This is a genomic window from Pseudomonas sp. TH32, from assembly GCF_016650855.1.
In the GTDB taxonomy this organism is placed as follows: Bacteria; Pseudomonadota; Gammaproteobacteria; order Pseudomonadales; family Pseudomonadaceae; genus Aquipseudomonas.
In genome coordinates, this window is the sequence record NZ_JAEKFA010000002.1 from 2,175,836 (window position 1) to 2,195,841 (window position 20,006).

Consider the following 20,006-nt stretch of genomic DNA (forward strand, 5'->3'; position numbering starts at 1 on the left):
CTTGCCTGCGATAGCGGTGGGTCAGCCAACCACTATGTGGCTGTGCCGCCATCATCGCAGGCAAGCCAGCTCCCACAGTTGACCTTCTTTGTTTGAACCATAGCGTCCGGCCCGCCATCGCCAACACTCTTCGAAAGGACCTTTCTATGTTCCAACGTACTCCGTTGGCCGGCGCCATCGCGCTGGTCATGGGCAGCCTTGCCGTGCCCGCTGTAGCCGCCGAGACACAGCCCACCGCCAAAAACGACAGCCTCGACACCGTGGTGGTACTCGGTACCCGTCGCAGCGATGTCACCGCCCTGCAAAGCGCCGCGCCGGTGGATGTGCTGAGCGGCGAGCAGTTGCAGCAAACCGGCGCTGCCGACCTGTCCGGCGCCCTGACCGCGCTGTCGCCGTCCTTCAGCTTCCCGCAGTCGCCTCAAGGCGCGTTCGCCGGGTCCATCGCCCAAGGCGCCTCGCTGCGCGGCCTGGCGTCCGATCAGGTGCTGGTGCTGGTGGATGGCAAGCGCCGCCACACCAGCGCCAACATCACCCGCCAAAGCCTCGCCAACGGCCGGGGCGCGGCGGCGGTGGACCTGAGCCTGATCCCGTTGAGCGCGATCGACCACGTGGAGATCCTGCGCGACGGCGCCGCCGCCCAATATGGCTCCGATGCCATCGCCGGGGTGATCAACATCGTGCTCAAGCAAAAGGACGACGGCGGCAACGTCGGCTATCGCTTCGGTGGCTACAACAAGGGCGACGGCATGCAACGCAAGTACAGCGGCTGGAAAGGCTTCGAGCTGCCCAACGACGGCTTCCTGACCCTGAGTTTCGATGCCGGCAGCCAGGACCCGGCCAGCGACACCAACCCGGACAACCGGATCTTTTATCGCGGCGATACCAGCGTCAACACACCGCGCGAACAGAACAACCGCTACCGCACCTGGAACTGGGGCTCCAACAGTGTCTCCGACCAGTACAACTTCCTGGCCAACAGCGAGATGGGCGTTGGCGAGGGGCTGACCGCCTACGGCTTTGCCACCTACTCCCACAAGAACACCGACTCCACCGGTTTCTTCGACCCGCCCACCGCGCTGTACAACAACTACGGCAGCGTTTCCTTGCAGCGCTACCCGGACGGGCGTTTGCCGATCACCCGCTACACCCTGGAAGACTATGCTGCCACCGGCGGCCTGCGTTATGAAAACGAGCAGTTGGGCAAGTTCGACCTGGCGCTGAACCACGGCACCAACATCGTCAAGTCCACCGACTACAACGCGATCAACCCCAGCTGGGGTACCAACAGCCCGGCGACGATCTACACCGGCGAGCGCAAGAACGACCAGACCAACGTGACCCTGGACTGGGTACGGGATTTCCCCACCGACTTGCTGTTCAAGCCATTGACCGTTTCCGCAGGCCTTGCCTGGCGCCAGGAGAACTACCAATTGAGCGCAGGCGCGCCGGCGGCGTCGCAAAATGGCCCGCTGTTCAACACCATCGACCCGGTGACCGGGCGCCGGCTTGCCGGGTATTACTCGGGGATCACCCCGGTGGATGCCGCCTCGCTGCAACGCAAGGTGCTGGGCGCGTATGTGGATGTCGAAGGCCAGGTCACCGAGAAGTTCCAGGCCGGCGTTGCAGTGCGCACCGAACACTATTCGGACTTTGGCGACACCACCAACGGCAAGCTGTCGCTGCGCTACGATTTCACCCCGCAGATCGCCGCACGGGCCAGCGCCAGCACCGGCTATCGTGCGCCGTCCCTTGCCCAGAGCGGCATGTCGTCGTTCAGTGTGCAGGTGGTGGAGCAGCCGCCGGGCAGCGGCAACTACGTCGAGGTGCAACAGCGCACGCTGCGCGCCAACAGCCCGGAAGCCCAGGCCCTGGGCGGCACGCAGCTCAAGCCCGAAGAGTCGACCAACTACTCGCTGGGCCTGGTCTGGCAACCGCTGGATAACGCATCGGTAACGGTGGACGCCTACCGCATCAACATCAATAACCGCATCACGCTCTCCGACCAATTGCCGGCCTCGGTGGTCTCGCCGATCTTCGCCGGCACGCCTTACGCCAATATCCAGAGCGCGGCGTTCTACACCAACATCGCCGACACCCGCACCGACGGTATCGAGCTGACCGGCAACTACAAGCTGGACCTGCAGCAATGGGGCCGGGTGAACTTCAATGCCGGCTACGCGCGTAACCGCACGCAAATCACCGACCTGCGCAACGTCGGCAACATCGCCGGCAACCAGATCATCGGCCGCACCACCCAAGGCCTGATCGAACACGGTACGCCGGACTACAAGCTGACCCTCAGCGCCAACTGGGCCTATGAACAATGGGGCGTCACCGTGGCCCAGCGCCGTTATGGCGAATGGAAAAGCCTCAACGCCGCCAACCCCAACCTCGACCAGACCTTCAGCCCGCAATGGGTCACCGACCTGGACGTGTCGTACAACCTCGGCAAGGGGATCAAGCTTTCCGCCGGCGCGACCAACCTGTTCAATACCCACCCGGACAAGGCCTCCGGCGCGCAGCTGTATGGAGTGCCGATCTACTCGATCACCAGCCCTGAAGGTGCGCAGGGTGCGTTTTACTACACCAGTGTGAGCTACGACTTCTGAGGGGATTGCTGATGGGGTGTTGCTGGAGCAGCAGCCCATTGTTGGCCAGGCATCATTCGGGCATTCGGATGTACACCCATGCATTGTGGGAGCTGGCTTGCCTGCGATGACGGTGGATCAGCCAGCCTCAATGTTTACTGGCCCACCGTCATCGCAGGCAAGCCAGCTCCCACATTTGGCCTTCATTGTTCTCCCCTGTTGTGTTCACTGGCACATGTCTTGCGATGCTCACCCAGTACTTCGCTGAAATAAGACCCACCATGCGCCCCTACCGATTACTGACTGCCCTGACCTGGCTCATCTCGCCCCTGGCCCTGCTCGCCACCTGGACGCTGGTGGCGCACCTCGGGATCTTCCCGCGCAACCTGCTGGTACCGCCGGCCCAGGTCCTGCACACCTTCGAAGAACTGCTCGCCAGCGGCGAACTCGCGGAACACCTGGGCAACAGCCTGTCGCGCCTCGGCCTGGGCTTTGGCATCGGTTCGCTGTGCGGCCTGGCCTTTGGCGTGCTGATGGCCTTGTCCAAGAACGTCGAGGTGTATTGCGCGCCGCTGTTCCACACCCTGCGCCAGATCCCCAGCATCGCGCTGATCCCGATGTTTGTGCTGCTGTTCGGCATTGATGAAACCTTCAAGATCATCATCGTCGCCAAGACCGCGTTTTTCCCGGTGGCCCTGGCCGCCAGCGAGGGGGTCAAGGGCATTCCCCGCAGCTACTTCGAAGTGGCCGACGTGTACCGCCTGCGCTGGCCGACCTTCGTCTGGCGCATCGCCCTGCCCGCTGCCGCGCCGCCGATCATCACCGGTTTTCGCATCAGCCTGACCCGCGCCTGGGTGGTGCTGGTGGCCACCGAGTTGCTGGCGGCCGACAGCGGCCTGGGGCAAATGATCGAGATGGCCCGGCAGATGCTGCGCATCGACGTGGTGATGGTGGGCGTGGTGGTCACCGGGGTGATCGGTTTTGCCCTCGACTTTGGCTTTCGCTCACTGGAACAGCGGCTGTTTCGCTGGCAAACCCGCTAGGAGCCCGGCATGAACCTCTTGAAAAAGTCCCGCGGCCTGTTGCTGCCACTGTTGTTGATCCTCGCCTGGGAATACGCCTCGCGCCAGGACGCGGCCGGCGCGTATGCCTTCGTGCCGCTGTCGGCGATTGGCTCGGCGTTGCTGGAGATGCTCGGCAACGGCGAGCTGCTGGTCAACCTGCTGGCCAGCCTGGCCCGCACCAGCAGTGGCCTGGCCCTGGGCATCCTGTTCGGAGTGGTGCTGGGGGTGCTGATGGCGCTGTCCGGCGTGGCCAACCGTTTGATCGGCCCGTTGTTCCATTCGATCCGCCAAGTGCCGATGCTGGGCTGGATTCCGCTGATTGCCATGTGGTTCGGCAATGGCGAATTTTCCAAGGTGCTGATCGTCAGCCTCGCGGCCTTCTACCCGATGGTGCTCAACACCTACCAGGGCTTCAGCCATGTGGAGCGGCGTTATCGTGAAGTCGGCCAGGTGCTGGTGCTCAGCCCGGTGCAGCAGTTCGTGCATGTGCTGCTGCCGGCGGCGCTGCCGAGTATCGCCACCGGCGTGCTGCATGCCCTCGCCTTCGCCTGGGTCACCGCCATCGGGAGCGAACTGTTCCTGTCCTCCGGCGCCGGCCTGGGCAACCTGATGATGAACGCCGAGGCCGGCTCGCGCATGGAAGTGATCGTGCTCAGCGTGCTGTGCATCGGCCTGCTGGGCTACCTGATGAACCTGCTGTTTACCCGCCTCAGCCGCCACGTGCTGCGCTGGCGCAATCTTCGTTGAAGGCCATGAACATGAACGCAATCGCCCACCACGCCCTCCACACCGCCGTGCAGACCGGCGCCCTGCAGATTCGCGGCCTGACCAAGGCCTACCGGATCGAAGGCAAGCCGCTGCCGGTGTTGCACAACATCAACCTCGACGTGCGCCCCGGGGAGTTTGTCAGCATCGTCGGCGCCAGCGGCTGCGGAAAATCCACCTTGCTGCGGCTGATTGTCGGGCTGGAGGCCGAGTACGAAGGCGACATCCTGCTGGACGGCCAACGCATTGCCGCCACCAGCCTGGAGCGCGGCATTGTGTTCCAGGACCACCGCCTGTTCCCGTGGATGACCGTCAGCCAGAACATCGCCCTGGCCCTGAAAAATCACAAACTGGCCCAGGCCGAAAAGGATCGGCAGGTGGCCGAACACATCGCCCTGGTCAACCTCACCGGCTTCGAAAACGCCTACCCCCACCAGCTCTCCGGCGGCATGGCGCAACGTGCGGCGATCGCCCGGGCGCTGATCAACACACCCAAGGTGCTGTTGCTCGATGAACCACTGGGCGCCCTCGATGCCCTGACCCGGGTGCATTTGCAGCGCGAACTGCAACGGATCTGGGTGCAGCAGCGCTGCACGGTGATCATGGTCACCCATGACATCGAAGAGGCGTTGTACCTGGGGGACCGGGTGATCGTGATGGATGCCCACCCAGGACGAATAAAACATGAAATCCGGGTGGACTTGCCGCATCCGAGGGAGCGCAGCTCATCGGTATTGCAAGGCTACAAAGAGCAGTTGCTGGAGGAGCTGGTCGGGCACTGAAAACCCTGGGCATGCAGCGCTTTACATTTTGTATAGTTCTGGATATTTTATCCAGACAGCAAATGCAATGCGCCCGTGCCCGGTTCATTTTCAGAGGTCCTTTCCATGCAACTGTCTTCGTACCATGACGTGATCAAAGCCGCCGGACGCCTGGAGGGCTTCGCCAACCGCACGCCGGTGTTCACCTCGCGCACCCTCGACGCCGAGACCGGGGCCCAGGTGTTCATCAAGTGCGAAAACCTGCAACGCACCGGTTCGTTCAAGTTTCGCGGCGCGTTCAATGCGCTTTCACGGTTTGACGAGGCGCAGCGCAAAGCCGGTGTGGTGGCGTTTTCCTCGGGCAATCACGCCCAGGGCATCGCGCTGGCCGCGCGCCTGTTGCAGATGCCGGCCACCCTCGTAATGCCCACCGACGCACCGGCCGCCAAGGTCGCCGCCACCCGGGAGTACGGCGCGACCGTGGTGTTCTACGACCGCATCACCGAAGACCGCGAACAGATCGGCCGCACCCTGGCCGAGCAGCACGGCATGACCCTGATTCCTTCGTACGACCACCCGGACGTACTCGCCGGCCAGGGCACTGCCGCCAAGGAGCTGCTGGAATTCACCGGCCCCCTGGACGCCTTGTTTGTTGGCCTGGGCGGTGGCGGCATGCTCTCCGGCACGGCATTGGCCACCCGCGCGCTGTCGCCCGATTGCCTGCTGTACGGGGTCGAGCCCGAAGCCGGAAATGACGGCCAGCGCTCCTTCCAGACCGGCAGCATCGTGCACATCGACACTCCCGCCACCATCGCCGACGGCGCCCAGACCCAGCATCTGGGCCACCACACCTTTCCGATCATTCGCGAGCAGGTCACTGACATCCTTACCGTCTCGGACGCCGAATTGGTGGCGGCGATGAAGTTCTTCATGCAGCGCATGAAAATGGTGGTGGAGCCCACCGGTTGCCTGGGTCTCGCGGCGTTGCGCAACGTGAAGGATCAATTCAAGGGCCAGCGCGTGGGCATCATCGTGACGGGCGGCAACGTCGATATCGAGAAGTACGCGAGCCTGCTACAGGGCTAAGCCTTCCAACAAAAAACACTGAATCCGACTGTGGCGAGCGTGCTTGCCACACGGTTTCCTGCTGCCCGCCATTGCCTGAGCACTGCCGACCATGAAGACTCACCACACACCCACTGCCTCCCAGCCTGCCGGTCACTACGCCCAGGCCGTCAGCCATCAGGGCACGCTGTACATCTCCGGGCAATTGCCGGTGAGCCCGGACGGGCGCCACAACATTGAAGCGTCGTTTGCCGAAAAGGCTCAAGTGGCCCTGGACAATCTGTTGGCGATTTTGAAGGCCGCAGGCGGCTCACCCGCAGACCTGGTGAAAGTCACGGTGTATGTGGTGGGGGTAAAACACTGGCCTGAATTCGACGGCTTGTACGCTGCCGCGCTGGGGGACCACCGCCCTGCCCGCGCGGTGGTGCCGGTGCCGGAACTGCACCACGGCTACCTGATTGAAATCGAAGCCGTGGCGCGTTCGGCGTAGGTCATTTGGCGTAGGTGTAGACCGCCGCCCGCGAGACACCAAGGTGCGAGGCAACCGTTTCCATGGCCCGTCGAATGTCCATCACGCCGGCGTCCTTGAGTTCTTGCATCAGCAAGCGGCGGTCGGCGGCCTTCAGCGCACGTGGCGTGGTCGCCAGGCGTGCGGCGAACTGGTCGATACGCGCACGAATGGCATCGGCACCGGACGGGTCGAGAGACTCGGCGGGCCGGTCGCCGCTGACCGAGCCGAACTGTTCCAGCATGCCCTGCAAGCCACGGAACAACGAGAGGTCGACGTTCATGCACAAAGCCGCGACGTATTTGCCGGTGGAGTCCTTGATACCGATGGAAGTGCTCTTGACCTGGCGGCCATCGGCGAACTGGTTCTGGTAGTTGGCGATCACCTGCGGGTACTCGGGATCGGCAATCCGCGCCAGGCCCAGCTCGGTCGCAGGGTCTCCCGGCTGGCGCCCGGAGAGGTTGTTGTGGATGGCCATGATTGCGTGCTGCGGGTCGCGCAGGTCGTGCAGCACGACCTCGCAAAACGGGCTGAAGGTCTTGCTCAGGCCTTCGGCAATCTGTTCGAGTTGGCTGATCAGGGCCGCTTGTTCGGGAGTGTGTTTTTTCATTCAGACAACATATCCAGTACTGGATAGACCGTCAATTTACCTTTTGGAGTGTGCACGATGGATACCCCGACCGCTTTGCTGGATGTGAGCCGGATGCAGCGCAATATCCTGCGTATGCAGCGGCGCGCCGACGACTTGGGGGTGAGCTTGCGGCCCCATGTGAAGACCCATAAATGCGCCGGGGTGGTGGCGGCGCAAATCGCTGCAGGGGCCACGGGGATTACGGTTTCGACGTTGAAGGAGGCCGAGTATTTTTTCGACCTCGGCATTCGCGACGTTCTGTATGCGGTGGCAATGGCGCCGCATAAATTGCCCCAGGCGTTGGCGTTGCGTCGTCAGGGGTGTGCGCTGACGCTGATCACCGACAGCCTTGCCGGGGCCCGGGCGATTGTCGAGTTTGGCGCGCTGCGGGGTGAGGTTTTTGCGGTGCTGATTGAGATTGACTGTGATGGGCACCGGTCCGGGGTGAAGCCTCAGGATCCGTTGTTGCTGGAGATCGCGAGGCTGCTGCATGGCGGCGGGATGCTTGCCGGGCTGTTGACCCATGCCGGGGAAAGCTACGGGCTGGATACGCCTGAGGCGTTGCGGGCGATTGCCGAGCAGGAACGAGAGCGCTGTGTTGCAGCGGCCGAGGTGATTCGGGGGCGGGTTTGCCTTGTTCGCAGGTGAGTGTGGGTTCGACGCCGACGGCGCTGTCGGCGGTCAGCCTGGAGGGTGTGACTGAGCTGCGGGCCGGGGTTTATGCGTTTTTTGATTTGGTGATGCATAACGTTGGGGTGTGCCGCGTTGATGAGCTGGCGTTGAGTGTGCTGACTACGGTGATCGGCCATCAGCCGGAGAAAGGCTGGATCATTACCGATGCGGGGTGGATGGCGATGAGTCGGGACCGTGGGACGCAGTCGCAGAAGCGGGATTTTGGGTACGGGCAGGTGTGTACCGAGGGCGGTGAGGTGATTGAGGGGTTGGTGGTGGGCAGCGCGAATCAGGAGCATGGGGTGGCTTGGTTCGACGGCGTTTCGGTGGATGTGGTTGAGCGATTTCCGCTGGGGACGCGGCTCAGGGTTTTGCCTAACCATGCGTGTGCTACGGGGACGCAGTTCGGCAGCTATAGCGCGTTGTTGGAGAACGGGGATGTGCAGGTTTGGGGGCGGTTGCGGGGGTGGTAGATTGGGGACATATCCGTTATTTGGGTGATGGCTTCGATGGGTTCCGCTCTTACAGCGGCTCACTTTTGAACAGCGCAAAAGTAAGCAAAACGCTCTTGCCCCACCACTCGGCACCTCGCTAAGGCTCGGTGTGCCCTCACTCCGGCATTACTACGCGGGCCGCCGCGACGGGGCGTCCCTGCCCCGTCGCGGCTAAACCGGCGTCCTGCCGGTTTACCCGCTCCGTACTACCTGCGTTCGGCCAGCGTGGTTTAACGGGGCGCCTAAGATCAAGATCAAAAGCAAGATCAAGAACACAGCGGCCTACAGGCCGGCTTGAGTGGTGTGAAGCAAAGGCAAGATCAAAATCTAAAGCGGCCACGGTCCAAATGTGGGAGCTGGCTTGCCTGCGATGGCATCGCCTCGGTGTACCTGAAAAACCGAGGTGTCTGCATCGCAGGCAAGCCAGCTCCCACAGAAAAGCAGAGCCGCAGCAGTTTCAGATTTGGTTTTCGCTTTGGCTTTTGCTGTGGCTTCTACCACTCAAGCCGGCCTGTAGGCCGCTGTGCTCTTGCTTTTGATCTTGATCTGACTGCCCCAATAAGCCCGAGGCCGAACGCAGGTGGTGCGGAGCGGGTAAACCGGCAGGACGCCGGTTTAGCCGCGCTGGGCCAAGGATGGCCCATCGCGGCGGCCCGCGGAGCAGCGCCGGAGTGAGGGAACACCGAGCCTAGGCGAGGTGCCGACAGGCGGGGCAGAGCCCTTTGGTTACTTTGGGGCTTTTCCAAAGTGACCCGCTGTAAGAGCGGAACCATAAGCCGCCATGACCTAACTAACGGATATTCACCCATACCAAAAGAGTATCAAACCATACCAACCCGATATTAGACGAAAGCAAAACCACCAGAGGAAACTACCCACAATTACAAAAATACCTAAAGAGTATAAAAATGCCCACCCACTCCTCCTGGATCGTGCTGTCCATCACCGGCCTCTACATGCTGAGCCTGGCACTGATCAGCTACGGCGTGCGCCGCCATTCCCACAGCGCCAACAACTACACCACCGGCGGTGGCCACTTCCCGGCGTTCCTGATCGGCTTCCTGATGCTCTCCGAATTTATCGGCACCGCAGTCAGCATCGGCACCGCCCAAACCGGTTTCAAGGTAGGCATCTCCGCCGCATGGAACCTGTTCGCCCTGGCCCTCGGCTTCGTACTCTTCGCCTGGCTGCTGGCGCGCAAATACAAGGACCTGGGCGACAACACCATTTCCGGCGTACTCGCGCGCAACTACGGCCAACGCACCCGCTTCGCCACCTCGATCATCACGATCTTTGCCCTGGAGATCGTCGCCGTCTCGATCTACGCCAGCGGCGGCGCGGTATTGGCCAGTGTGATGCAAGTGGACCGAACCCTCGCGATCGTGATCGTCGGCGTGGTCTCGGTGCTGTACGTCAGCATCGGCGGCATGCGCTCAGTGATCTACACCAACTTCGTCCACGCCGCCTTGAAGTACCTGGGCGTCGGCCTGGCCCTGTGGTTTGGCTTGAAGCAAGTGGGCGGCATCGGCCAGTTGCAGGCGCAATTGCCCGCCAGCATGTTTGACTGGACCACCGTCGGCTGGGGCCAGATCGTCGCCTGGATGATCGCCGGTATCGGTTCGATCTTCTCCACCCAATACGTGATCCAGGCGGTGAACACCGTCAGCCATGCGGGCAAGGCCCAGCGTGCGTGTTTCTACGTGGCAGTGCTGATGGTGCCGTTCGGCATCGGCGCGGCATTGATCGGGATGTGCAGCGCGGTGCTGTTTCCCAATGTGGATTCGCTGCAAGCCTTTCCGACTCTGATCGCCAGCATGGACCAACTGACGGCCGGGCTGGTGGTAGCAGGCCTTGCCGGCTCACTGTTCGGCACCATTTCGGCGGTGAGCATGGGCTCGGCGACGTTGTTGCTGCGGGACTTCTACGAACCCTGGTTCAACCCGGAAAAAAGCGACGCCAAGTCGCTGCGCTTCGTGCGTCTGGCGACCATCGCCGTCGGCCTGTTGCCGATTGCCCTGGCGCTGACTTCTGACAAGGTGCTGATGATTGCCTTCCTCGGCAAGGCGTTACGCGCCTCCCTGGCCGTGCTGGTGTTGATGGTGTTCTACGCGCCGAAATTCGGCACGGCGGCCGGGGCATTCCTGAGCATCATTGCTTCGTTGCTGGCGACCGTGGGCTGGTTCCTCGCCGGTAATCCGTGGGGCATCGACAACGCGTACATCGCCCTGTTTACGCCGCTGATCATCATGGGTATCAGCCATTTGACGCGCCGCAAGACACCGGCCGAACCCCTGGCGGCGGCCGCTCACTGAGGTAGGATGGCAGCCCACCCAATAAGGAAGTTGCGCAATGCTGCCCATCCGCACCCCGTTGATCCTGCACCCCGGCCTGTCCACCCCTACCCGGCGCATCTGGCTGAAGCTTGAGAACCTGCAACCCTGTGGCTCGTTCAAGTTGCGCGGGATGACCACGCTGTGCGCCTACGCGGCCAGCCAGGGCAAGACCACGGTGGTGTGCCCTTCCGGCGGCAATGCCGGGTTGGCCACGGCCTTTGCAGCAAGAGGCCTGGGGTTGCAGGCGCGGATCGTGGTGCCCTCCACCACCCCCGAAGCCACCCGCGAGCGTATCCGCCAGGCGGGCGCCGAGGTGGTGGTGCACGGTGATCTGTGGGATCAATCCAACGAGCTGGCGCTGCAACTCGCCGAAGCGCCGGACGCGTTGTATGTACCGGCTTTTGATCACCCGCTGTTGTGGGAAGGTCACAGCCGCATGATCGATGAGATTCTTGAGGATTGCCCGCAGGTGGGCGCCATCGTGACCTCCGTGGGCGGCGGTGGATTGCTCGCGGGGGTGCTGACGGGGCTGGAGCGCCATGGACGGTTCGACTGCAAGGTCATTGCCTGTGAAACGGCGGGCGCGGCTTCGTTTGCGGCCGCTGTGGAGGCTGGAAAGCCGGTGCGCCTGGCGAAGATCGATACCGTGGCCAAGTCGTTGGCCGCGACCCAGGTGGCAGCATGGCCGGTTGAACATATCGGCCAGTTTGCCCATCAGTGCGTGGTGCTGAGTGATGCCGAGGCGATGATGGGCGTGGCGCGGTATGCCGATGATTTACGCCAGTTGGTGGAGCCGGCGTGCGGGGTTTCGTTGGCCGTGGCGTATCTGGAGCATGGGGCGATTGCCGGGGTTGAGGATGTGGTGGTGATTGTGTGTGGTGGGGTGAGTATCAGCGCAGAAACGGTTGCCCAGTGGCAAAACACCGCCTCTCTATGATCGTTCCCACGCTCTGCGTGGGAACGATCGGTTCAGGCATCCTGCAGGATAAGATCCGCGCCCTTCTCCGCCACCATCAACACCGCTGCGTGGGTATTCCCTGACGTCACGTTCGGGAAAATCGACGCATCGACAATCCGCAACCCTTGCATCCCGTGCACCTTCAGGCGCTTGTCCACCACCGACACCAACGGGTCCGAGCCCATGGCACACGACCCGCACAGGTGATAGATCGAGCCGCTGTTCTCGCGGAAGTACTGCAGCATCTGTTCATCGGTTTCCACCGCGGCGCCCGGCAACACCTCGGCCACGGTCACGCCCTTGAGCGCCGGGGCCTGCATGATCGTGCGCATCAGCCGGCTGCCCTGGATCACCTCGTCGATGTCCTTTTGGGTGCTCAGGTAGTTGGGGTCGATCAAGGCCGCATCCCGTGGGTTTTTCGAGGCGATGCGAATCGTCCCGCGGCTGGTGGGCCGGCACGGGTTGAAGCACAGCAGGAAGCCTGAATACGGCTCGGGCTTGAGGCTGGCCTTGTTGTTTTTCGGGATCTGGTACGACAGCGGGTTGAAGTACAGTTGCAGGTTGGGGTGCGCCTGTTCCGCGTTGCCACGGAAGAACCCGCCGGCCTGGTTGACGCTCATGGCCAGCGCGCCCTTGCGGGTCAGCAGGTATTTGAGGCCCAGCTTGAACTGGCCGAACAGCGAGCTGAGCTGGTCGTTCAGGGTCGGGATATTGGCCTTGTAGTAATAGCTCGCGCACAGGTGATCCTGCAGGTTCTGCCCCACCGCCGGCAGGTCCTTGACCAGCGGGATGTTGTGTTCGGCGAGCAGTTGCTTGTCCGCCACGCCCGACAGTTGCAGGATCTTTGGCGTATCCACCGCCCCCGCGCACAGGATCACCTCCTTGCGCGCGGTGAAGGTGCGGACCACGCCGTGCTGGGTCACGCTGATGCCGGTGGCCCGCTGTTGGTCGTCGAACAGCACACGGTCTACCAGCGCATGCAGTTCCACCGTCAGGTTCGGTCGACCCAACGCCGGGTGCAGGTGCGCAAAGCTGCTGGAGCAGCGCTCGCCGTTGCGGGTGTTGACGTCGTAGAGGCCCGCACCTTCGAAGTCCGGCCCGTTGAAGTCATCGCTCAGGCCGTAGCCCAACTGCTCGCAGCCCTTGAGGAACACATCACAGATAGCGTGGGTCTGGCCCTTCATCGGGGTGATGCTGATGGGGCCGCTGCTGCCGTGGTATTCGGTGTCGCCCAACGGGTGATTTTCCAGCTTGCGGAAGTACGGCAGCACGTCCTCGAAACCCCAGCCGTCGTTGCCGTTGGCCGCCCAGTCATTGAAGTCATGGGCCTGGCCGCGCACGTAGATCATGGCGTTGATCGAGCCGGAACCGCCCTGCACTTTGCCGCGGGGGGCATAGATGGCGCGGTCGGCCAGCTGTTTTTGCGGCTGGCTGTAGTACATCCAGTTGAAGGTCGGGTTGTAGTACATCTTGGCAAAACCGACCGGGATCTTGAACCACCAGGAGCTGTCCTTGCCGCCGGCTTCCAGCAGCAACACCGAATGCTCGCCCGAGGCGGAGAGTCGGTTGGCCAGGACGCAACCTGCGGCGCCGGCACCGGCGATGATGTAGTCGTATGTCATTCACAGTTACCGCATCAGTCGTTTTTTTTAGCCCTTGGCGGGCGAAGTGTCTTTCACGTCAGCCGGCGTAGGCGCCATTTGCAGGTGCAGGCGTTCGCCGGTGTACGGCGTGTGCTTGCGCACCACGTCCATGTTCAGCTCCACCCCAAGGCCCGGCTCGGTGGACGGGATGATGTAGCCGTCCTCCCATTGCAGCGGCTTGGTCAGCACTTCGGCGTGGAAGCCGCCCCAGGTCATGATGCTTTCCTGGATCAGGAAGTTCGGCGTGCACGTGGCCAGCTGGAAACTCGCCGCTGCGCCAATCGGCCCGTTGTACAGGTGCGGGGCGATTTGCGCGTAGTAGGCCTCGGCCATGCTCGCGATTTTCTTGGCTTCCAGCAGGCCGCCGCAGCGCGCCACGTTCATTTGCAGGATCGATGCACCACCGGCCTGCAAGAGCTTGAAGAACTCGTACTTGGTGGTCAGCCGCTCGCCGGTGGCGATGGGGATGGTGGTCTTGGCCGCGACCTGGGCCATGGCCTCTTCCTGGCCCGGTGGCACGGGCTCTTCGAACCACAGCGGGTCGTACTTCTCCAGGCGCTTGGCCAGGCGGATGGCCGACGACGGCACCATCTGCCCGTGGGTGCCGAACAGCAGGTCGCACTTGTCACCCACCGCTTCGCGGATCTTACGGCAGAAGGTTTCGCAGCGCTCCAGCACTTCCAGGGAAATCTGGTGGCCGGAGTACGCGGTGTAGGGGCCTGCCGGGTCGAATTTGACTGCGGTGAAGCCCTTGTTCATGTTCTCGACGGCGCACTCGGCGGCCAGGTCCGGGTCGTCGTAGTCGTACTCGCCCTTGCTGTTGACCGGGTACAGGTAGGTGTAGGAGCGCAGGCGCTCGTTGACCTTGCCGCCCAGCAACTCATAGACCGGCTTGTTGGCGGCTTTGCCGATGATGTCCCAGCAGGCCATTTCCAGGCCGCTGACCACGCCCATCATGGTCAGGTCGGGACGCTGGGTGAACCCGCTGGAATACGCCTGGCGGAAGAAACGCTCGATGTGGTGCGGGTCGTGGTTGAGCAGGTAGCGCTCGAACACGTCCTCGATGATCGGCAGCATGGCTTTGGGGCCGAAGGTAGCGGCGTAGATCTCGCCCACGCCTTCGATGCCGCAGTCGGTTTTGAGTTTGACGAACAGCCAGTACATGCCGCCGATGTGGGGTGGCGGTACGGCGACAATATGGGTTTCAAGGGCGACGATTTTCATCTCAGGCACCTGTCTGGTTGAATTTTTTACGATTGATCCGGGCGCGCAAGGTCAGGGCCGCGAGGGTCCCGAGCACGCCGATGAAGGCGATGTAGCCGAAGTACAGGTTGTAGCCGACCTGCCCCGGGTACGTGTCGGTGAGGTAGCCATTGATCAGCGGGATAAAGGTGTCAGGCAGGTAACCCACCACCGAGACAATGCCGATGGCCAGGCCGGTGATGCGCAGCGGGATATCGCAGCTGTCGAGGATCGCCCAGTACAGGCCGCGAATCGCATAGGTCATCAGGCCGATAAAGATCACCGTGCCGATCAGCAAGCCGAGGCTGCCAATGGCCGGGAACACGATCAGGCCGACCATCGCCAGGGTCACCAGCACCAGCGCGACGATCAGTACCGAGATGTTCGAAAACTTGTCCCCCAGCCAGCCGCCGCCGATCCCGCCGATAGGCCGCATCCACAGCTTGATGGTGGTGATGGTGCCGGCCATCACGGCGGTCATGCCGCTGCCTTGCAGGTAGTCAGAGAAGCTGTAGGTGGCCCAGAACATGTGATAACCGCAGAACACAATGGCAGTCACCAGCCACAGCTCAGGGATTTTCACCAGGGTGGTGAGGTCGGCGATCAGGTTGAACTTGCCCTTCTCCACCGCCGCGGTTTCGGCCATGGACTTGGGGTCCTTGAGCAGCACCAGCACACAACCAATGGCGATGCACACGAACGAATACAGGTACACCACATGCTTGAAACCTTCGGCGGCCGTCTGGCTGCGGGTTTCGGTGGCATAGGCGAACAGCCCCAGGGCCACGGTGGCCAGCAAGGCTTCCACCAGGCCACGGCCGCCGTCGAGGATGCCGAAGAACCGGCCTTGCTCACTGTGATGGGCAATCATCTTCACCCGCTTGAGCACCGAAGCCCAGAAGGTCAGGCCGGTGGTCAGGCCCCAGCAGCCGAAGATAATCATCAGGCCGGTCATCGACGGCACGGTGGAGTACCAGATGCCCAGGGCGCCGGTGGCCACCAGTGAAAAAAGATCAGGAAGCGCGGCGGCAGGCGATCCGCCAACCAGCCGCTGGGCAGGTAGCTGAGGAGGAAGATCGTGCCGAGCATTGAATACAGATAACCCAGCTGGCTGTGGTTGATCTGGAACACGTCGAGCATGGTGGTCTGGTAGACCTGGCGCAGGTAGAGGATCGGGTAGATCGCCCCGGCGGCCAGCACCAGCAACATCAATTGGAAGTAGCGACTGGCTTTGTCGCTTTTGGCCGCGGACACGGCATCGAAACCCTGGGCAACGGGTGCAGGCTTGGACATCTTGTAGACCTCGGGCACCCGATGCGCGGGTGCCCCGATAATTGTTTTTATTGAGGTAAAGCCGGTGGTCGGTGACTCAGTACTTCATGACCACCAAACGGGTCTGGGTGAACTCAAGCATCCCGTGCTTGCCGTCATCGCCGCCCAGCCCTGAGCGTTTCCAGCCGGCGTGGAAGCCCTGGTAAGGGTCCGCCGGGGTGCGATTGACGTACAACTCGCCGGCCTCAATGGCATTGGCGACTTTCATGGCCGTGCGGTAGTTCTCGGTGTAGAGCACCGACGACAGGCCGAACTGGTGGTCGTTGGCCATGGCCAGGGCTTCGTCGATGTCGCGGTACTTGAGCACCGGCAGCACCGGGCCGAAGATTTCTTCCTGGATGATTTCCATGGCCTGGCGGCAGCCACTGAGCAGGGTCGGCGGGTAGAAATGGCCAGGACCTTCGGGCAGTACGCCGCCTGTTTCCAGTACAGCACCGTCGGCGACGGCGCGCTCGACCATGGCGTGAATATTCTGCCGGGAGCTGGCGTTGACCAGCGGGCCCATCAGGCCGGCGTCCGTGGCACGATTGCCAAATTTTACGGCGCTGATCTTGGCCTTGAGCAGGGCCAGGAATCGGTCGTGGACGCTTTCCTGCACGTACACGCGCTCGACCGCCGTGCACAACTGGCCGCAGTGGGTGGTCTTGGACGCGATGATATCGCTGGCGGCTTTTTCCAGGTCGGCGTCGGCCTCGATGATTGCCGGGGTCTTGCCGCCGAGTTCCAGGGACGGCTTGGCGATGTTGGCCTTGCAGTAATCCAGCACGATGCGCCCGGCGTTGACGCTGCCTGTCAGCGTGATCAAGCCCACGGCCTTGTGGGTGCACAGGGCGGCGGCGGTGGCGTGGTCCATGGTCAGGATGTTGATCACGCCGGCCGGCATGCCCGACTGCTCAACCGCGCGGGCGATTTCGAAGGCGGACAACGGGGTGTTATTGCTCGGGCGCACCACCACGGTGTTGCCGGCAATCAGCGCCGGGGCGATTTTGCGCAACAGGGTGTAGACCGGGTAGTTGAACGGGATCAGGCACGCCACGACGCCAATCGGCTCGCGTTGCAGGAACAGGTTTTCGTCCGGGGTGTCGCTGGGGATGATTTCGCCTTCAATGCGGCGAGCCCATTCGGCGTGGTAACGGGTGATTTGTGCGGCGTAGCGGGCTTCGTTGCTGGCGTCGTCGAGGCTCTTGCCGGACTCGCTGGCCAGCGCCTTGCCTATGCTTTCAGCGCAGGTTTCGAGGGCGTCGGCGAAAGCCCGCAGGTGCTCGGCGCGCTGGATGCTGGTGAGCTTGCCCCAGGTTTTCTGTGCGGTTGCGGCGGCGTCGACGGCGGCAATGGCCTCGTCGGGGGTGGCGGCGGACACCTTGCCTACCTGGGCCTCGGTCGCAGGGTTATAGACCGCGATCCGTGCGGTGGTGGCAGGTTCGGCAAACTGGCCGTTGAAAAAGTTGCGCTCGATTTGCATGTGGTTTTTGCCCAATCGTTGTTGTTTTGCGAGTGACTTGCAGTTTTGTCATTGGGCGGGGGTTGGACAAATGATTTATTGACGGGGGTAACGTGCGAAAAATGCAGGTTAGTGGCTGATCCGTATTAATGACCCGGGTCTGAGTCTGTATTGTTCCGCCCATCCTTCCTACAGTGCCGCCCACTTGGAACCGTGGGAGGACTAAGCATGCAACCACCATCAACCGCACAGGCCTACAACTACAAGGTCGTGCGTCAATTCGTCATTGCAACCATCGTTTGGGGCGTGGTCGGCATGGCCATGGGCGTGTGGATCGCCTCGCAACTGGTCTGGCCCGAGATGAACCTCGACCTGCCCTGGACCACCTTCGGGCGCCTGCGCCCGCTGCACACCAGCCTTGTGATCTTCGGCTTTGCCGGCAGCGCGCAATTCGCCGCCAGCTACTACGCAGTACAGCGCACCTGCCAGGTACGGCTGTACTCGGACAAGCTCGCAGCCTTCACATTCTGGGGCTGGCAATCGGTGATCGTGATCATGTTGGTCAGCCTGCCGCTGGGCTACACCACCACCAAGGAATACGCCGAGATCGAGTTCAGCGGCGCCGTGTGGATGACCGTGGTGTGGGTCGCCTATGCGATCGTGTTTTTCACCACCGTGGTGCAGCGCAAGACCCAGCACATCTACGTCGGCAACTGGTTCTTTGGTGCGTTTATCGTGGTGATCGCGATGCTGCACGTGGTCAATCACCTGTCGATCCCGGTGGACTGGTTCAAGTCTTACCCGGTGTATTCCGGGGCCACCGACGCCATGGTGCAGTGGTGGTACGGGCACAACGCCGTGGGTTTCTTCCTGACCACGGGCTTTCTGGGGATGATGTACTACTTCGTGCCCAAGCAAGTCGGGCGGCCGGTGTATTCCTATCGCCTGTCCATCGTGCACTTCTGGGCGTTGATCACCCTGTATATCTGGGCCGGCCCCCATCACTTGCACTACACCGCGCTGCCGGACTGGGCACAGTCGCTGGGCATGGCGATGTCGCTGATCCTGCTGGCGCCCAGCTGGGGCGGGATGATCAACGGCATGATGACGCTCTCGGGGGCCTGGCATAAATTGCGCACCGACCCGATCCTGCGCTTCCTGGTGCTGTCGCTGGCGTTCTACGGCATGTCGACGTTTGAAGGGCCGATGATGGCGATCAAGACCGTCAACGCCCTCTCCCACTACACCGACTGGACCATCGGCCACGTCCACGCCGGCGCGCTGGGCTGGGTGGCGATGATCACGTTTGGCTCGCTGTACCACATGATCCCGAAGGTCTTCGGGCGCACGCAGATGCACAGCGTAGGGCTGATCAATATGCACTTCTGGCTGGCGACCATTGGCACAGTGCTGTACATCGCCTCGATGTGGGTCAACGGCATCACCCAGGGCCTGATGTGGCGGGCGGTGAACGATGACGGCACCCTCACCTACTCCTTTGTGGAAGCCTTGCAGGCCAGCCATCCGGGGTTTGTGGTGCGCTTTGTCGGCGGGGTATTTTTCCTCAGCGGCATGTTGCTGATGGCGTACAACACCTGGCGCACGGTGCGGGTGGCGGACTTGAAGGTGGCGCAGCTTGACGCGCGGATCGCCTGATGTGGGAGGTCGTGCTGAACCTGGCGGCGGTGATCGGCCTGTATGGTGCGGTGGAGTATTGCTTGCGGGGTGAGTCGAGGGAGAGCCTGGATGAGGCCAGCCTGATGCCGTTCGCCGACGACCCGGAAGTGGCACGGCGGGTGGAGTTGGCAACGGGCAAGCGGGTCAACGCGGTGGCGCCTGAAGAGGCAAAGCCGGGTTGGGGCAATGTCGATATCTGAAAAAGGAATACGATCAATGTGGGAGCTGGCTTGCCTGCGATGCGGGCCACTCGGTGCTTATGAAACACCGCGGTGATGCTATCGCAGGCAAGCCAGCTCCCACAGAAGCCATGACTCACCCGCGTTCGCGGGGAATCAGGCTCTGCAACTGCAAGGCCAGGAAGTTGGCATCGAAGCCGAAGGTGTCCGGATCTTTCAGGCCGTTGGTTTTCTTCCACAACCAGTCGTTTTTCCCCGGCAGCAGCACCAGGGAAATGCTGCCGTAGCGGGCGGCGGTCAAGCCCATCACCGACAGCGAAATCAGGCCGCCGGCGCCCATTACATCCGGCACGAACTCCACGGGTTTGCCGGCAATATGGATGGTCAGTTTCTCGGTTTTAAAGGTGGAGGTCTCCACCGGTACGCTCGGGCCGGAAGCCACATACGCTTCGCGCTGCACTTCCAGCAAACCGACGGTTTTCACCGGCTCCAGCCACTGCTCGATCTGGCCGAACAGCTCGCCGATCTTCTGCGCCCAATGGGCCGACTGCACGTCGAACTGCTGCTTCTTGTGGGCTTCGCTGTCGGCGTAATGACGAAGCATCTCGCCCAGTTGTTGTACATCGTCCATTGCCGTGTTCCTTGGGTGACCC

Annotated in this window: 15 protein-coding genes and 2 pseudogenes; 11 read left to right on the forward strand and 6 right to left on the reverse strand. The window is 62.4% G+C overall.

Annotated features, from left to right (window positions below):
- Positions 1–146 precede the first annotated feature (146 nt).
- The 6 genes from JFV30_RS13425 to JFV30_RS13450 all read left to right on the forward strand — a co-directional run bounded on the left by JFV30_RS13425 (position 147) and on the right by JFV30_RS13450 (position 6,733).
- Complete coding sequence (locus JFV30_RS13425; RefSeq protein WP_201124255.1) at positions 147–2,609, forward strand: TonB-dependent receptor plug domain-containing protein; 2,463 nt, start codon at positions 147–149, stop codon at positions 2,607–2,609.
- 260 nt (positions 2,610–2,869) lie between these two features.
- Positions 2,870–3,631, forward strand: coding sequence for an ABC transporter permease (locus JFV30_RS13430; protein ID WP_169388577.1), 762 nt, complete (start codon positions 2,870–2,872; stop codon positions 3,629–3,631).
- Between the two features lie 9 nt (positions 3,632–3,640).
- A complete protein-coding gene (locus tag JFV30_RS13435; protein ID WP_010171307.1) occupies positions 3,641–4,399 on the forward strand; it encodes an ABC transporter permease in 759 nt (252 codons plus the stop codon).
- Positions 4,400–4,410: 11 nt separating this feature from the next.
- Positions 4,411–5,199 (forward strand): ABC transporter ATP-binding protein, encoded by a 789-nt coding sequence (locus tag JFV30_RS13440; RefSeq protein WP_201124256.1) that lies wholly within the window; start codon positions 4,411–4,413, stop codon positions 5,197–5,199.
- Between the two features lie 105 nt (positions 5,200–5,304).
- Positions 5,305–6,264 carry a threo-3-hydroxy-L-aspartate ammonia-lyase gene (locus JFV30_RS13445; RefSeq protein ID WP_201124258.1) on the forward strand — a complete coding sequence of 320 codons (960 nt, stop codon included), beginning with the start codon at positions 5,305–5,307 and terminating at the stop codon, positions 6,262–6,264.
- A gap of 91 nt (positions 6,265–6,355) precedes the next feature.
- Positions 6,356–6,733: a RidA family protein gene (locus tag JFV30_RS13450; RefSeq protein ID WP_201124260.1), complete on the forward strand. Its 378-nt coding sequence runs from the start codon at positions 6,356–6,358 to the stop codon at positions 6,731–6,733.
- A 1-nt stretch (position 6,734) separates the two neighbouring features.
- Here the strand turns inward: JFV30_RS13450 and JFV30_RS13455 are convergent, their stop codons facing one another.
- On the reverse strand, positions 6,735–7,361 hold the full coding sequence (locus JFV30_RS13455; RefSeq protein WP_010171318.1) for a helix-turn-helix transcriptional regulator: 627 nt from the start codon (positions 7,359–7,361) through the stop codon (positions 6,735–6,737).
- 57 nt (positions 7,362–7,418) lie between these two features.
- Between JFV30_RS13455 and JFV30_RS13460 the strand changes: the two are divergent.
- From JFV30_RS13460 to JFV30_RS13470, 3 genes and pseudogenes are all read left to right on the forward strand, one after another.
- A pseudogene (locus tag JFV30_RS13460) lies at positions 7,419–8,527 on the forward strand (DSD1 family PLP-dependent enzyme).
- 929 nt (positions 8,528–9,456) lie between these two features.
- Positions 9,457–10,860 (forward strand): sodium:solute symporter family protein, encoded by a 1,404-nt coding sequence (locus JFV30_RS13465; protein ID WP_201124263.1) that lies wholly within the window; start codon positions 9,457–9,459, stop codon positions 10,858–10,860.
- Positions 10,861–10,897: 37 nt separating this feature from the next.
- Positions 10,898–11,818 carry a pyridoxal-phosphate dependent enzyme gene (locus JFV30_RS13470; RefSeq protein WP_201124265.1) on the forward strand — a complete coding sequence of 307 codons (921 nt, stop codon included), beginning with the start codon at positions 10,898–10,900 and terminating at the stop codon, positions 11,816–11,818.
- Positions 11,819–11,850: 32 nt separating this feature from the next.
- Here JFV30_RS13470 and JFV30_RS13475 read toward each other — a convergent pair whose 3' ends face one another.
- The 4 genes and pseudogenes from JFV30_RS13475 to aldA all read right to left on the reverse strand — a co-directional run bounded on the left by JFV30_RS13475 (position 11,851) and on the right by aldA (position 17,518).
- The gene (locus JFV30_RS13475) at positions 11,851–13,461 is read right to left on the reverse strand and encodes a GMC family oxidoreductase (RefSeq protein ID WP_201124268.1); all 1,611 of its coding nucleotides are present in this window, start codon (positions 13,459–13,461) and stop codon (positions 11,851–11,853) included.
- A 27-nt stretch (positions 13,462–13,488) separates the two neighbouring features.
- Entirely contained in the window at positions 13,489–14,706 is a 1,218-nt protein-coding gene (locus JFV30_RS13480; RefSeq protein WP_201124270.1) for a mandelate racemase/muconate lactonizing enzyme family protein, read from the reverse strand.
- A gap of 1 nt (position 14,707) precedes the next feature.
- A pseudogene (locus JFV30_RS13485) lies at positions 14,708–16,017 on the reverse strand (MFS transporter).
- A 76-nt stretch (positions 16,018–16,093) separates the two neighbouring features.
- Positions 16,094–17,518, reverse strand: a complete 1,425-nt coding sequence (gene aldA / locus JFV30_RS13490) for an aldehyde dehydrogenase (RefSeq protein ID WP_201124272.1) — start codon at positions 17,516–17,518, stop codon at positions 16,094–16,096.
- Positions 17,519–17,725: 207 nt separating this feature from the next.
- On the opposite strand from aldA, the gene ccoN reads away from it, so the two are divergent.
- A complete protein-coding gene (gene ccoN, locus JFV30_RS13495) occupies positions 17,726–19,153 on the forward strand; it encodes a cytochrome-c oxidase, cbb3-type subunit I (RefSeq protein WP_201124273.1) in 1,428 nt (475 codons plus the stop codon).
- Positions 19,153–19,374, forward strand: coding sequence for a cbb3-type cytochrome c oxidase subunit 3 (locus JFV30_RS13500; RefSeq protein ID WP_169388588.1), 222 nt, complete (start codon positions 19,153–19,155; stop codon positions 19,372–19,374). The genes ccoN and JFV30_RS13500 overlap by 1 nt, the downstream gene beginning before the upstream one ends.
- A gap of 115 nt (positions 19,375–19,489) precedes the next feature.
- On the opposite strand, the gene JFV30_RS13505 is transcribed toward JFV30_RS13500, so the two are convergent.
- Positions 19,490–19,984: a hypothetical protein gene (locus tag JFV30_RS13505; RefSeq protein ID WP_010171343.1), complete on the reverse strand. Its 495-nt coding sequence runs from the start codon at positions 19,982–19,984 to the stop codon at positions 19,490–19,492.
- Positions 19,985–20,006: the final 22 nt, after the last annotated feature.

Coding starts and splice junctions, on each gene's coding strand:
- JFV30_RS13425 (WP_201124255.1), top strand. CDS start 147: ATGTTCCAACGTACTCCGTTGGCCGGCGCCATCGCGCTGGTCATGGGC.
- JFV30_RS13430 (WP_169388577.1), top strand. CDS start 2,870: ATGCGCCCCTACCGATTACTGACTGCCCTGACCTGGCTCATCTCGCCC.
- JFV30_RS13435 (WP_010171307.1), top strand. CDS start 3,641: ATGAACCTCTTGAAAAAGTCCCGCGGCCTGTTGCTGCCACTGTTGTTG.
- JFV30_RS13440 (WP_201124256.1), top strand. CDS start 4,411: ATGAACGCAATCGCCCACCACGCCCTCCACACCGCCGTGCAGACCGGC.
- JFV30_RS13445 (WP_201124258.1), top strand. CDS start 5,305: ATGCAACTGTCTTCGTACCATGACGTGATCAAAGCCGCCGGACGCCTG.
- JFV30_RS13450 (WP_201124260.1), top strand. CDS start 6,356: ATGAAGACTCACCACACACCCACTGCCTCCCAGCCTGCCGGTCACTAC.
- JFV30_RS13455 (WP_010171318.1), bottom strand. CDS start 7,361: ATGAAAAAACACACTCCCGAACAAGCGGCCCTGATCAGCCAACTCGAA.
- JFV30_RS13465 (WP_201124263.1), top strand. CDS start 9,457: ATGCCCACCCACTCCTCCTGGATCGTGCTGTCCATCACCGGCCTCTAC.
- JFV30_RS13470 (WP_201124265.1), top strand. CDS start 10,898: ATGCTGCCCATCCGCACCCCGTTGATCCTGCACCCCGGCCTGTCCACC.
- JFV30_RS13475 (WP_201124268.1), bottom strand. CDS start 13,461: ATGACATACGACTACATCATCGCCGGTGCCGGCGCCGCAGGTTGCGTC.
- JFV30_RS13480 (WP_201124270.1), bottom strand. CDS start 14,706: ATGAAAATCGTCGCCCTTGAAACCCATATTGTCGCCGTACCGCCACCC.
- aldA (WP_201124272.1), bottom strand. CDS start 17,518: ATGCAAATCGAGCGCAACTTTTTCAACGGCCAGTTTGCCGAACCTGCC.
- ccoN (WP_201124273.1), top strand. CDS start 17,726: ATGCAACCACCATCAACCGCACAGGCCTACAACTACAAGGTCGTGCGT.
- JFV30_RS13500 (WP_169388588.1), top strand. CDS start 19,153: ATGTGGGAGGTCGTGCTGAACCTGGCGGCGGTGATCGGCCTGTATGGT.
- JFV30_RS13505 (WP_010171343.1), bottom strand. CDS start 19,984: ATGGACGATGTACAACAACTGGGCGAGATGCTTCGTCATTACGCCGAC.